The sequence below is a fragment of the Neorhizobium sp. P12A genome (assembly GCF_008365395.1).
Lineage (GTDB): Bacteria > Pseudomonadota > Alphaproteobacteria > Rhizobiales > Rhizobiaceae > Rhizobium.
On the sequence record NZ_QOVX01000047.1, the window covers coordinates 1 to 13,444 of the forward strand.

At 56.8% G+C, this 13,444-nt stretch carries 9 protein-coding genes and 3 pseudogenes; 7 read left to right on the forward strand and 5 right to left on the reverse strand.

The genetic code is table 11. The annotated features are described in order from the left end of the window. Window positions 1–123: pseudogene (locus DTW90_RS37990) on the forward strand (IS5/IS1182 family transposase); the annotation flags it as partial. 476 nt (window positions 124–599) lie between these two features. On the opposite strand, the gene DTW90_RS36275 reads toward DTW90_RS37990, so the two are convergent. Then, entirely contained in the window at window positions 600–2,069 is a 1,470-nt protein-coding gene (locus DTW90_RS36275) for an amidohydrolase family protein (protein ID WP_149344926.1), read from the reverse strand. A gap of 816 nt (window positions 2,070–2,885) precedes the next feature. Here DTW90_RS36275 and DTW90_RS36280 point away from each other — a divergent pair. Next, window positions 2,886–4,664 (forward strand): methyl-accepting chemotaxis protein, encoded by a 1,779-nt coding sequence (locus tag DTW90_RS36280; RefSeq protein ID WP_149344928.1) that lies wholly within the window; start codon window positions 2,886–2,888, stop codon window positions 4,662–4,664. An 88-nt stretch (window positions 4,665–4,752) separates the two neighbouring features. On the opposite strand, the gene DTW90_RS36285 is transcribed toward DTW90_RS36280, so the two are convergent. The 3 genes and pseudogenes from DTW90_RS36285 to DTW90_RS37995 form a co-directional block, all read right to left on the reverse strand. Next, window positions 4,753–5,718: an HD-GYP domain-containing protein gene (locus tag DTW90_RS36285; RefSeq protein ID WP_149344939.1), complete on the reverse strand. Its 966-nt coding sequence runs from the start codon at window positions 5,716–5,718 to the stop codon at window positions 4,753–4,755. Between the two features lie 104 nt (window positions 5,719–5,822). Then, window positions 5,823–7,637 carry an EAL domain-containing protein gene (locus DTW90_RS36290; protein ID WP_149344930.1) on the reverse strand — a complete coding sequence of 605 codons (1,815 nt, stop codon included), beginning with the start codon at window positions 7,635–7,637 and terminating at the stop codon, window positions 5,823–5,825. A 217-nt stretch (window positions 7,638–7,854) separates the two neighbouring features. Beyond that, window positions 7,855–8,007: pseudogene (locus DTW90_RS37995) on the reverse strand (SAM-dependent methyltransferase); the annotation flags it as partial. A gap of 383 nt (window positions 8,008–8,390) precedes the next feature. On the opposite strand from DTW90_RS37995, the gene DTW90_RS36300 reads away from it, so the two are divergent. From DTW90_RS36300 to DTW90_RS36310, 3 genes and pseudogenes are all read left to right on the forward strand, one after another. Continuing rightward, window positions 8,391–9,287: a transglutaminase family protein gene (locus DTW90_RS36300; RefSeq protein WP_149344932.1), complete on the forward strand. Its 897-nt coding sequence runs from the start codon at window positions 8,391–8,393 to the stop codon at window positions 9,285–9,287. A gap of 78 nt (window positions 9,288–9,365) precedes the next feature. Beyond that, the gene (locus tag DTW90_RS36305) at window positions 9,366–10,178 is read left to right on the forward strand and encodes a transglutaminase family protein (RefSeq protein ID WP_149344933.1); all 813 of its coding nucleotides are present in this window, start codon (window positions 9,366–9,368) and stop codon (window positions 10,176–10,178) included. A gap of 231 nt (window positions 10,179–10,409) precedes the next feature. Further along, a pseudogene (locus tag DTW90_RS36310) lies at window positions 10,410–11,033 on the forward strand (transposase); the annotation flags it as partial. A 403-nt stretch (window positions 11,034–11,436) separates the two neighbouring features. Here DTW90_RS36310 and DTW90_RS36315 read toward each other — a convergent pair. Then, on the reverse strand, window positions 11,437–12,012 hold the full coding sequence (locus DTW90_RS36315; protein WP_188080190.1) for a TetR/AcrR family transcriptional regulator: 576 nt from the start codon (window positions 12,010–12,012) through the stop codon (window positions 11,437–11,439). 164 nt (window positions 12,013–12,176) lie between these two features. Between DTW90_RS36315 and DTW90_RS36320 the strand changes: the two genes are divergently transcribed. Both DTW90_RS36320 and DTW90_RS36325 read left to right on the forward strand, forming a co-directional pair. Next, window positions 12,177–12,896, forward strand: coding sequence for a hypothetical protein (locus tag DTW90_RS36320; protein ID WP_149344937.1), 720 nt, complete (start codon window positions 12,177–12,179; stop codon window positions 12,894–12,896). A 107-nt stretch (window positions 12,897–13,003) separates the two neighbouring features. Beyond that, window positions 13,004–13,444, forward strand: a 441-nt coding sequence (locus DTW90_RS36325) for an SDR family NAD(P)-dependent oxidoreductase (protein ID WP_210251471.1), incomplete at its 3' end; no start/stop codon positions are given.

Genomic DNA, 13,444 nt, shown 5'->3' on the forward strand with positions numbered 1-13,444 from the left:
AACCGGCTCAAGCAGTTCCGCCGTGTGGCAACCAGATACGACAAGACCCGGAAATCCTTCTCTGCATTCCTTGCGTTGGCCGCAGCGAAGATATGGTTGCCATACTTTGTCAACAGGACCTAACTGCTTTTCTTCTTCCCGCGCCAGCCTTGAATCCTCTGTCCAGCGCCAGCCATGGCCGATAACGTCATGGCCGCCCTCGCGGATCCAGTCAGCGTATTCTCGGTTGCGTTCCAAGGCCAATGCACAGGCACTTATGGTCGCTTTGACACCGCGGTCATCAAGAATCCTTGCCAGCCGCCAGGCACCCACCCTGCTGCCGAACTCCATCGCGGCTTCTGTGCCAAGATCGCGTACCGTGGAGGGAATTTCGTAGCTGTACTCGCCCCAAGCGTCGTTGCGGCCGTCTCCGTCGAGCAGCGAATATTCCGCCCCCTCCTCATAGTTGATCACGAGATTGACGGCGACCGAAATACCACCGGGCCATTTCGGATCAGGAGTGTGTCTTCCATAACCGACGAAATCCCGAGGCAGTGCCAAGAGGGCTGCGGGATCGAGCTTGTCGGGATATTGCGGCATACTGCATCCTTTCGTGCGAGTTATGAGAGGCTCGCCTCTTGAGATATCGAGTAAGAGGGCCTTCCGATTTTGCGGGAGATGAACTTGCCGTGATCCCTGGTGGCAACAAAACGGTTCCCATCAACAACGAGCTTTCCGCGGACCAGGGTCTTTCCGACGACACCTCGGCAATTCCAGCCTTCCCAAACGGAGTAGTCTGTATTCGAGTGGAGATTGTTGACCGAGTAGGTTCGCTCGGCATGAGGGTCGAAGATTACGATATCGGCGTCGAAGCCTGGAAGGATCTGCCCCTTTCGATCCAGATCGAAAAGCCTTGCTGGCTGCGACGAGCAGATCTGCACCCAGCGATGCAAGCTGATGCGGCCGGTGGCAACGCCGAGGGAAAAGACAAGTGGCAGCCGCGTTTCAATGCCGCCTGGCGTCAAAAGCGGCATCAGCCGGTTTCCTTCCGCGTCGCGCGGCGTGTTTTCATTCGGTGGGGGCACGTTTATGGAGAGGCCAAAATACTCCGCCAACTCCAACGCACGCTCTTCGGGAACCCGGCGCATCAGGGCATGATCCGTGGAGACGATATCCAGGTCTCCCGATCGAAGGCCTTCCCAGAGCGCTCTTTGATCGGAGGCAGTGCGTATGGGCGGTGTGAGAAGGAACGGAATTGCGGCAATCGGGTCGCCGGCGAAGACTTCATCGTTATGCGTCAGCCAAGCAAGACAGACTTCCCCGAAGGCCTTGACGCCGCGAGCTTTGGCTCTGCGGATTGCATCTACGCCCTGCGTGCAAGTATTGTGGAAAACCAAGGTTCGACAATTGGCGACTTCCGCCATGGACAGAGCAAGAGCAATAGCGGCCGCCTCAGCGGACGCGGGATAATTGTCGGTGAATCGCGAAATGTCGCGCCTCGGGGTACGCCAGCGCATAGCATTCAGGACACCTTGGTTTTCGGCATGCACGATCGACAGCGCGCCTGCGTCGCCAACGGTCAGCATCCCCTTCATCAGGAATTCATCCGAGATTCCCCAGCCCGGTATGGCCATAAACCATTTAAAGCTGGTGATGCCCTGATCGATCACATCCGCAATCTCATCCAGCCTTTGCTGACTTTCCTCCCGGATGTTCATATGAAACGAGAAATCGATGCAGCTTTCCCCTTCACCAAGACTGCGGCGATCACGCAATGCGTCTCCGAGGCGAATTCCAGGGTCGGCCTGGATCTGATCGATCATCGTGGTAGTGCCTCCGAAGGCTGCAGCGACCGATCCTGTGGCGAATGTTTCGTCGTAGGCAAACTTCGGACGCTCCGTGCGCATATGCACGTGGCCATCGATGGCACCGGGAATTACCAGCTTGCCGCTCGCGTTAATTTCCGAAGTTCCCGAGAGATTATGACCTAGTGCGACAATCGTTTCGCCGTTGATGGCCACATCGCCAACGAAATCCGACGTTTCGGAGACTATTCGACCGTTCTTGATTACCAGATCGAAGGGCAACATGTCTGCTCCAAAAAGGTTAAGGCGGGTTTCGATCTTGCCGATTGCCGAAAACCTTAATGGCGATCAGGTTGCTGAGATATGCACTCATACGACTTGTTCTGTGCGCCCCTCGACGCATTCTGTCGCCCCGCAGATCTGAGAACCGCCCAACGCCCGCTGGCCGAGCACGCTGGGTTAGCGGCGATAGCCGGATTTCGCATCGTCCTAACCTGCCAATGTCGTCCGATGGGTGCTGTCTTTCCAGCCGAAGGCTGGAAGACTAAGGCCGTTTTTTCCAGAATTTCAGCGCCATCGCTCATTCTCAGCCATAGGTCAGAATATTCCTGCACCGCCTTAAAACTCCTTCATTCGAAAAGCGCTGAAACGTGGTTAGGCGGCTTGTGGAGGATGCGACCGCCTTGGGTGCACATTTTTGACCGAAGGAAAAAATATGTGGGAAACAATGACCTGAAACGGAAACAATCTCAGGTGGCTGAAGATAGTGCCTACTCCGCCTTCATGAAATCTAACCGCGCAGGATACGGCCATTAGAGCCGTCACACTGCACTTTTTATTACATTAGATTTTCGTAATATAATAATAATTAACGATGTCGTCTCAATGTGGTCGTGCAGCGACAACCCTACACGAGAAAAGATCTGCACTTGGTATCGAAGGAAACCCGCGGACCGGTCAGGAAAACGGTCGATACGGATTCCGCGATATCCAGGGCCGATCACCCAGGGAAATGAATTCTCTTCGCTTCGCGTAGCAGTCCCGATGATGTGGGCCACCTGATCTTCTGCAACGTCTTTGGTCGAGCATTGGAGGGGAATCATGCTTGCCTTCGGAAGAACATCGAACGCGAAATACATTCTGGATGCCATATCGAAATCCCAGGCGATCATCGAATTCGACCTGAAGGGCAATATCCTCACGGCAAACGAAAACTTCTGCAACGCCATGGGATATCAGCTGAGCGAAATCGTCGGCAAGCATCACAGCATCTTCTGCGATCCCGCATATACGGCAAGCCAGGAATACCGGGACTTCTGGGCGCGGCTCGGGCGCGGCGAACACGAAGCCACCAACTATAAGCGCCTTGCGAAAGGTGGCCGGGAGATCTGGATCCAGGCGTCCTACAACCCGGTCTGTCGTGGCGGCAAGCCGTTCAAGGTCGTAAAATTTGCGTCCGACATTACCGCCGTAAAGACAAAGGCGATCGAGGATTCCGGCAAGCTGGACGCCCTGTCCCGCTCGCAGGCCGTCATCGAATTCAAGCCGAACGGCGAAATCCTGACCGCCAACGAGAATTTCTGCAAGGCTATGGGCTATAGCCTCGCGGAGATCGTCGGCAAGCATCACAGCATCTTCTGCGACCAGGCCTACACGCGCACCGATGAGTACGCGAACTTCTGGCGGCGTCTTGGTGCCGGGGAGTTTATCGCCAACGAATTCGTCCGATACGGCAAGGGCGGCCGCGAGATCTGGATTCAGGCGGCCTATAATCCCATCGTCGACGCCAACGGCAAGGTCTTCAAGGTCGTAAAATTTGCGACCGACGTGACCGAGCGCATGAGCGCCATCGCCTCGCTCGGGACCAGCATGAAGGCGCTGGCCGATGGCGACCTGACGCAATCGCTCGACAAGCCCTTCGTCCCCTCCATGGAGCAGCTACGGCATGACTTCAACGGAGCCATCGAGAGGCTGTCCTCCGCCATGCGCACCATTGCCGGCAATTCAAACGCGATTGCAGCCGGCGCGAAGGAAGTCGGCGCAGCGGCCGACGCCTTCTCCAAGCGCACCGAACAGCAGGCTGCATCGGTCGAGGAAACCGCTGCAGCGCTCGAGGAGATAACGACGACCGTCAACGATTCCAGCCTGCGCGCCGACGAGGCCGGACGGCTGGTCGCCAAAACCAAGCAGGGCGCCGAACAATCGGGCAGCGTCGTGCGCAATGCCGTCGCCGCCATGGATCAGATCGAGCAATCTTCCCGGGAGATCAGCAGCATCATCGGCGTCATCGATGATATCGCCTTCCAGACGAACCTTTTGGCGCTGAATGCCGGCGTCGAGGCCGCTCGTGCCGGCGAAGCGGGCAAGGGCTTTGCGGTCGTCGCCCAGGAGGTTCGCGAATTGGCGCAGCGCTCTGCAAGCGCCGCCAAGGAGATCAAGGCGCTGATCACAACCTCAAGCCAATTGGTCAAGAACGGCGTGGATCTGGTCGGGCAGACCGGCAAGGCGCTGGAAGAAATCGTCGTTCAAGTCGGCGATATCAATTTGAATGTCTCAGCGATCGTCGATGCTTCGAAGGAGCAGGCGACCGGGCTCAAGGAGATCAACCACGCCGTCAATTCGATGGATCAGGCGACGCAGCAAAACGCCGCCATGGTCGAGGAAAGCACCGCTGCAAGCCATAAGCTGACGGCAGAGGCCGAGGAGCTGCGCGCCCTGCTATCCCAGTTCCACGTCGGCGGCCAGACCATGGTCTCCCGCCCCACGCCGGTCAGCGCGCACCAAAGGCCCGCCAGCTCCCCTGCCCTGCACCTGATATCCCGCGTCACCAAGGCGCATGGCTCCGCAGCCCCGGCGGGCGATAGTTGGGAAGAATTCTGAAGAGGTTGAAGGGATCGAAAGTCCTGCGGTGTCGCTATCTGCGCACTTTTTTTGCGCGATATGATGCTTTGGCCAGCAACGGGCAGCCCTAGCGAAGCGGTCCACCGATCACCATTTTCGACACGAAAGCCGATAGCAGGTGGCTATCGAAGTGGCCTGGCGAAGTCATCATCATGTTAATCGCCTCCGCTTGAGAAAAGGCCTGCTTGTACGGTCTGATCGTCGTCAACGCATCGTAGACGTCGCAGATGGCCGCGATCCGAGCCGAGTAAGGAATCGTCTTTCCCGCAAGCCGGCCAAGATAGCCCGTACCGTCATACTTCTCATGGTGGTAACGGCAGATGTCGAGAACCTCCCGGGGTGTATGCTCGACAGATGACACGAGCTCGTATCCCAACTGAGGATGTCTGCGAACGAGATCCATTTCCTCGGCCGTCAATTTACCGGATTTCGTCAAAATCGCGTCGGGGAGCGCCATTTTTCCAAGATCATGGACCAAGCCGCCAAGTCCAAATACCCGTACATCCTCTTCTCTGTGACCGAGGAAGCGCCCGAACGTGATCATCAATGCACTGACGGCCAGGGAATGGAGAAACGTTACCTCATCCTTTTCTTTCAGTTTCGCGACTGCGATCAACGCACCGGCGTTGTTGAAGGCCGTCGACATGATCCGCTCGACCGCGGAGCTTGCCGCCTCGCTGTCAAATGAGGCCTTGATCCGCGCATCAGCGAGTACGCGGCGAATATGAGGTTTTGTCTCCTCGATACATTGCCTCGCTTGCCTGATGTCGCTTGCCGCGAACATGGCAAGAAGCTTGGCATCGAACCCGGCCCGGCCGCTCGCCGCAAGGAACCGCGTGGATGGATGGATATCGACCCCTTTGACGATATCGATGACGACAGTCATCACGTGACTTGCCATCATCCGCTCAACTTGACTGGGCGACGAAATCAAAAAAGGGGTAAACCTTTGTGCTCCAGCTTTTCCGCCGATCTCAACATCCTCGACATACATTCCCACCCTTAGTTGATTGACCCGAATCCTTTTTTGCATCTTCTGCCCTACACAAAGTGATTTTAGTATCAAACGTCATTTCAAAATGTTCGGTGCCGGTCCGACTCTGTGGACGTTCCGTTTTGCCGCTCAATGTCGACCGTCTAGGAGGCTCTTGCGTGAACCTCGCCTTTGGTCATCCGTTGCCCATGCTCTTCTAAGATGACTGCCGCGACCGCGCGATCCACTGCCTTCGAAAACAGATACCCCTGTCCGAGCTTGCAACCCAGCTTACCCAATTGATCTGCTTGGGATTCTGTCTCAATCCCCTCCGCGACAACTCGGATCCCCAGGTTTCGAGCTATCCCCATGATGCCTTCCACAATGAAAATGCCCGCGTCGCCCGGCACCAGGCGATCGGTGAAGGACTTGTCGATCTTGATGATATCGACGGGCACGGTGAGCAGATGAGTTAAAGACGCATAGCCGGTCCCAAAGTCATCGAGCGCAACCCGCAACCCTTCGGACCGAAGCGCCCTTATTTCGTCAGCTACGACGTGGTCCCGTTGACCAAGGTAGACCGATTCCGTCACTTCGAGGATAATGTGCTCGAGGGGGACGCCGGCCTCTCCGAAAATCTCGCACAGCCTGTCTCGGACATTGCCACCACGAAAATCTGCGGCGGAGAGGTTAATCCCCACGTGTTGGAGCGGAAGGCCTCTGTCGAGCCAGTTGCGGATGTCCCCTGCTACCCGCAGTAACATCCGGTGGGTCAACTCGGAGGCAATATGCGCGTCTTTCATCGCTTCTTGGAAATGGGTGGCGGCGATGATCTCGCCGGACGGCGTCGTCATTCGACAGAGGGCCTCGAAGCCGACAACCTCGCGGGTGTCGAGACGCACGATCGGCTGATAGTGAGCGTCGATCCGATCTTCTGAAAGGGCGACGCCAACGTCCCGAACCGCTCTGAATCGCCGGGTCAGCGCCGTGCCCAGGCCGCGATAGTATTGCACAAACCTGCCGCGGTTGTGCTCCTTCGCATGATAGAGTGCCACATCGGCATTTTGACGGGTCTGGTTAGCGTTGCCGTCGGTCTCCGCCAGCGCGCCGCCAATGGTCGCAGCAGGAAAAACGACATGCCCGTCGCATGTTGAAGCAGAAGACAGTGCTGCGACGATATCATTTGCCTTGATCTTTAAATCGAGATCTTCATCGCCAGACAGAATGATGGCAAACTCGTCTCCACCTAGTCTGAACGCGTTTTCCCGACCGACCGCCGCCGATATCCGATCTGCGACAACCTGTATCAAAGCGTCGCCCGCCGCGTGTCCGAATGTGTCGTTCACCAGTTTCAAGTTGTCGATGTCTGCCAGCAGAATGCCCCAGCCGCCATCGGATCGAGGCAGCTCTTCTGCTAGAACCTGGTCGAAACGCGCACGGTTCGATAGCCCCGTCAATGCATCCCTGTATGTCAGTCGTTGACGTTCCAGCACGCGTTCTTCTCGATCAATGGCGATAGAGCACAGGTGGACACAAGCTTCGACGACCTTCTGTTCCAGAGCACTCGGACCGCTGTGTTCCCGATAGTAGAAGGCGAATGTGCCAACCACCCTCTCGCCACTCCTGATCGGGCTCGACCAGCACGCCTTGAAACCAAGCGGCAAGGCCAAGGCCTTGAAGTCATGCCAACGAGGATCGGTCTCGATGTCGGTCACAATCACGGGAACGCCGGTATAGGCAGCCGTCCCGCATGAGCCCGCTAGAGGACCGGCCTCAAGGTTGCTGACCGCTGCAGAATAATCAGATGGGAGTGAGGGGCCAGCGAGTGTGTGCAGATGCCTCCCGTCAAACGACAGAACAGACGCGGTGATCCGCGGAACGATGGCCTCGACCTTGAGGCAAAGGTATTCGATCGTGGCTGCCAGTGGTTCCCCTCGGGCAATCATTTCAAGAATGGCATTCCGCAATTCAAGGATCATGACGTTACTTCTCGAAGGGAAACTCTCTCTACCAACCCGGCTTTCAGATCAGGTTACCCCTTTGATTAGATTTTGATCAAAATTGGCCTCCGGGCAAAAATGCATGATCGTCGCAGGATCGAAATGGCGGCTTAGGGCAAGCCGGAGGCATTTCTTCCACAACGACGAGCAAGAGAGGCGATCGAATTCGGGCGGGGTGTCTCTGAATATCCGCCACCTACTTCATCTTTCTGTAGAGCCAAGGCTGCGCCGGTGGGATATTGCGGACCATGAACGCCAGGTGGCGAACCTCGTATCGATCAGGAAGAGAGACGACGGGAGACAGCAGTCCGTAGGTGATCTGGACGACCGGGCGACCAACGGGAACGCGGTCTGGAATTTGACACGGTAAACGGCACGGACCATTTCGCAAGGTGCCGTCGCATTACTGTGGCGGTATGCTGGGATAGACCTCGCTTGGATTTCGCCGAAATGTCGGTTGAGAGCGTAAGAGCACGCCACCGGGTTCTTCTGTCTCGCAATAATTAGTTGATTGTCAGATACCGTACCAAAGGCGGATTGCGAGTGCGCTTCTTCGCGGCGATTGAGGGACCCCAGCACGACCTCCACGGCATCCGTATGGTGGAAGAGGTTTTGCAGACATTGCCAACGCAACTTCAGTTGCCAAGGCAAACGAAGTAACGAAGCATGTGCCCTCTATGAGTGATAAAGGTGATGGTTCGGCTTGGACCTCACAACCCGCATCGGTGATCGATGACCATTTTTTCCGTCCGACACATCACGTCCTATCGATATAAGCGGCCGGTCGAGTTCGGAGAGCACAAATTGCTTTTCAGACCAAGGGACAGTTTCGATCAGACGCTGCTCAGTTCCCGCCTGATGATTGACCCGGGACCAAAATACATTCGCTGGATCCACGACGTGTTTGGCAATTGTGTCGCGGTGATCGGCTTTGCTCAGCCCTCAAATGAGCTCCGCTTCGAGACCGTCATTCGCCTTGACCATACAGCTCATGTCGCAATCGATCTGCAGATCGATGAGCAGGCTTTGACCTATCCTTTTTCATACGACGCAGACGAAGCGCTTGACTTGGAGCGAACCATGCAGCGCCATTATGCTGACCCGGATGATCAGGTTAGCAAATGGGCGCGGCAATTCGTGCGGATCGGGCAGTCCACTGACACCGCTCATCTACTGATGACGATGTGCTATGCCGTCCACGACGGTTTCATCTATTCCCGACGACACGAGCACGGAACGCAAGCGCCGACCGAGACGCTGAAGCTTCGTCGAGGGACATGCCGCGACTTTGCGCTTCTGATGATGGAGGCCGCCAGATCACTCGGGTTCGCGGCCAGGTTCGTCACCGGCTATATCTACGTTCCAAACCGAGACGGATCGACCACCCTCGGCGGCGGTTCCACCCATGCGTGGTGCCAGATCTATTTGCCCGGCGCCGGTTGGGCGGAGTTCGACCCGACCAACGGTATCGTCGGCAACCGCGATCTGATCCGTGTCGGGGTGGCGCGCGATCCGAAGCAGGCGGTGCCTCTGTGGGGAAGTTACGACGGAACAGCGGCTGACTACGACGGGATGTCCGTCCAGGTCAATGTCACCACGGATGATAGTATCATATCCGCGCTCAGCTGATCGGAACGCATTGCCTTTCCCGGCGTTTGCCGCATAACCAATTCTCACGGCAATTCGCGCTCGCGAAGGAATTTTATCATGAAGATCCGTGCCGGCTTTCATCTTGGGTATGAGTGCGAACGACCGACCCCAATGTTGCTCGTCCTCAATATTCATCCGTCCAGGCGCGCGGATCTCTTGACCGAGCAAACCTTGAGTTTCGACCGACCGATCGAGGCATGGGGATATATCGACGGCTTCGGCAATGCTTGTAGCCGAATAGTCGCGCCAGCGGGGCTCACGACAATTACGACCGAGTTCGAAATCTACGACGGCGGTCTGCCGGATCCCATTCCGCAAAACGCCTTTCAGCATGAGATTAAGGATCTGCCCGACGACGTCCTGGTCTATCTTCTTGGCAGCCGCTACTGCGATACCGATCTTCTGGCTGACTTCGCCTGGAAGCGATTTTCCTCCACCCCTCTTGGATGGCCACGGGTGAGGACAATCCTCGACTTTGCGCACAACCACATCAAGTTTGATTATAAAAAAGCGGATCCGCTTCGGACAGCTTCTGGGGGATACACGGACCGCGTCGGCGTCTGCCGCGACTTTGCGCACCTCGCCATAACGCTCTGCCGCTGCATGAACGTACCGGCCCGTTACTGCACCGGCTATCTTGGCGATATCGGCGTGCCAAAGGACCCTAATCCGATGGATTTCAGTGCTTGGTTTGAAGTCTATTTGGGAGGGCATTGGCATACGGTCGATGCCAGGCATAACACGCCGCGCATCGGGCGCATTCTGATGGCGACCGGTCGTGACGCGACCGACGTGGCACTTACCACTGCGTTCGGATCAGCAAAATTGTCTCGTTTCGAAGTCAAAACCGAGGAGGCTCCCGGCACATAGCTGCGCTCCTCGTCGAGATTTTTTGCAATGGCGACGTCGCCATGGGCTTCGAAGCGCCACAAGAGGTGTCAGCGCTTGAAATTTAGCCTTCGGCGCGGAAGGTGTAGGCTTGTTGATCTGGAACTATCAGATCTTTATCCCAAGCAATATCTTGAAGAATTAGTTTTCGACAGATGCCGCGAATGAGCGTCAGCTCAATCGCAGCCAGAGTTGAGACCGCCTTCTTCGCACCTGAGAACGTTTGGTCTCATCGTGCCCAAAGGGGAAGGCCGGGTATTTGATGCCAATGTGAGAGAGCTTCTGAATGGGAATAGCGGCCTGGCAGCTGTGATATTGCCCCTGCTCGATGCATGGCGCGACATACGTAAGCGCGCAGCCAATCTTGATCATCAGTTGCTCGCAGCTTCCAGACAGAGCCGGGCTACGAAGCTCCTGATGACGATTCCAGATGTTGGTGCCGTCACGGCCGTCTCGTACATTGCCGCCATCGAGGATCCGGAAAACTTCCCCACCTCGCGCTCTGTCGGCGCTTGGCTCGGGCTGACGACGCGGCGCTATCAGTCAGGTGAAATCGACTATGATGGCCATATCTCACGACGCGGTGACGGTCGGCTGCGGGGGTTACTTTATGAGGCGGCAACCGTCCTCTTAACAAGAACCACTGCCAGGACCGAATGCAGTCTCAAAATCTGGGGGCTGAAGCTGCGTGAGCGGCTGGGCTTCTAGCGTGCCGCGGTTGCCGTGGCGCGAAAACTTGCTGTCATCATGCATAGGATGCTCAAAACCGGGCAAGCGTTCAATCTACCGCATAGGCGAAAAGCCGGCCTACCTGCCTCAGTGCCTCAACCCGATTGAGATACTGGGCGTCCCTGCTGTAGACGTGGGGGGTCATTCCGTCGAATCCGTCGCAGCTCGTGAAGACTGCGTCTTGAACATAGGAAGACCCGCCCGCGAAAACCCCTCATGCGGCGACCGCGTGTCGACCGCGGAGACAACCGTGCTCACGGCGCCGGACGAATTTGCGGGAATAGCGATGCGAAACCAATAAATGTGAAAAGATGCCGTGATGCATAGCTTGAAGCACGGCAACGAAATACATCGTATAAAATCCGCTTGACCTCATACAGGCGATTAGACAATCGATTCGAACCAACGCACCACTGTCATTCGTCATATAAGGCGATGAACATAGTGCCTTATGTTGTTGTGCCGAACTTGTGAAATCTCCGACTGCTGTGATTTCTTCCCCATTGCGTTGTCAATGCGTCGCTGCTTGTTCCAAAATAGCCACAGCAGCGTCTCTCGCCGAAATGAACGAGGACGTCTCACCCGAGGCATGTGAAAGCACCAAAGCGCCCTGGAAGATCAGATTGAGCCGCTTCGCTAAACGTTCCGGCTCGGCAAAATCTGCCAGCCGGCACAGCTCGAGGAATTTGGCCTCGCCGCGTGAACTTGCATAACGCCCGAACTCAACAATTCGGCCGTTTTTCCCGGCATATTCCTGGGCAGCCTTCATTCCGAGGCATCCGCGCGTCAGCATACGCCCTTCGACCTTGTTCACGTTGAAGAACTCGACGATCTGCTCGCGAGGATCTTCAATGGCTGCGACCGGACCGAACATTTCATCGACGACGTGCTCGCCATAGAGACGCAGGACGGCCTCGATCAGATCTTCCTTCGATGCAAAGTATTTGTAGAGCGTGCGTTTGGAGATGCCACTGCCGCCCAATGCAGCTTCCATGCTCGTCGCGCGGAAACCACCTTCGTAAAACCGGTCGAAGGCATATTTGACGATTTCGAGCTTCTTTCCCTCGATCTCCAGGTCCTGGTGCAATTTACATCCTCGTTTGAGTTTCTCGTTTTTTATAGCGAGTCCCGTTGACGAAGTAAACGATGTCGTTTACTTCGAAGGCAGTAAACGACATCGTTTACTCTCAGAGCGTACGGCGATGACCGGTTTGGCCCTCGTCGACGCTGGGCCAAAGGACAACGCGTGAAATGAGCGACCTTCTAGAAAAAGTTCTCGATGCGCACGGCGGGCTGGAAAACTGGCGCCGCGTGAACCACATCGACTTCCTGTTGACGTTGCGCGGCGCAGCACTCGAACTGAAGAAGCAACCGCACGGCCTGCGCGCCGCGCTGGTAAAAGTCGACGCAAAACGACAACGCGCCGCGATCGCCCCCTTCCCTGCGCCCGGTTGCCGCGGCATCTACGAAGAGGGAAAGGTGCGGATCGAGACCGACGCCGGCGTCGAGATTTCGAAGCTCGACGAGCCGCGCAGGACCTTCGAGGGCTACGACCGCCAGTCCCCCTGGAATGAGCTGCAGTTCTTTTACTTCATCGGCTATGCACTTACCAACTACCTGACCATGCCGTTCCTGCTCGCAAGCGACGGTGTCCGTTGCGAGGAAATTGCGCCGCACGAAGAACACGGCGAGCGCTGGCAGGTGCTGAAGGTCACCTTCCCAGACAATATCGAAGTCCATTGTAAGGAACAGCGCTTCTACTTCAACGATGCCGGCCATCTCGTGCGCAACGACTACACGCCCGATGTCAGCAAGGGCCCGGCTTCGCACTACACCTTCGACCACAAAAGCATCAATGGCTTCATCTTCCCGACCCATCGCCGCGTCGTCTTCCGTGACGCGAACGACCAAACGCTTCTGAGAGCGCCGTCAATCTTCCGGCTCGATCTCGAGGCGATCACGCTCTCGTAGAGCGCCGACATCCCTTCCTGTTTTCCCGATCTCGACCAAGCTCCCTCTGTTTCGTCCCAGGGACCCCAGAACCTCGCCAAATCCAATGCAGTCATGAGGAGAAAATCGTGACCATCTCGAACAAAGTAGTGCTGGTGACCGGTGCCAATCGCGGCATTGGCGCAGCAACAGTCAAGGAAATGCTCAAAGCCGGCGCGGCGAAGGTCTACGCCACCGCACGCGATCCGAAAGCCCTTCCTTCTTTTGACGACGCGCGCGTCGTCCCGCTGGCTCTCGACATCACCAGCGATACGTCGGTCGCCGCCGCCGCAGCCGCCGCTCCGGATGTCGACATACTCGTCAACAACGCCGGCACGCTCGCCTTCGGTAACTACGCCGACAGCGACTGGAGCACGATCGAAGACGACATGCGCACGAATTACTTTGGCACACTGCGTGTCCTGCGCGCCTTCACGCCGCAGTTCGTGGCGCGCCGCTCCGGCACGATCGCAAACGTCAGCAGCGTCGTCGGCCTCTCGGCCATTCCGCTGATGGCCGGCTATTCGGCA

Excerpts from the sequence above, each read along its gene's own strand:
- DTW90_RS36300 (WP_149344932.1), top strand. The coding sequence starts at position 8,391 with ATGACCATTTTTTCCGTCCGACACATCACGTCCTATCGATATAAGCGG.
- DTW90_RS36305 (WP_149344933.1), top strand. The coding sequence starts at position 9,366 with ATGAAGATCCGTGCCGGCTTTCATCTTGGGTATGAGTGCGAACGACCG.
- DTW90_RS36275 (WP_149344926.1), bottom strand. The coding sequence starts at position 2,069 with ATGTTGCCCTTCGATCTGGTAATCAAGAACGGTCGAATAGTCTCCGAA.
- DTW90_RS36320 (WP_149344937.1), top strand. The coding sequence starts at position 12,177 with ATGAGCGACCTTCTAGAAAAAGTTCTCGATGCGCACGGCGGGCTGGAA.
- DTW90_RS36280 (WP_149344928.1), top strand. The coding sequence starts at position 2,886 with ATGCTTGCCTTCGGAAGAACATCGAACGCGAAATACATTCTGGATGCC.
- DTW90_RS36285 (WP_149344939.1), bottom strand. The coding sequence starts at position 5,718 with ATGCAAAAAAGGATTCGGGTCAATCAACTAAGGGTGGGAATGTATGTC.
- DTW90_RS36290 (WP_149344930.1), bottom strand. The coding sequence starts at position 7,637 with ATGATCCTTGAATTGCGGAATGCCATTCTTGAAATGATTGCCCGAGGG.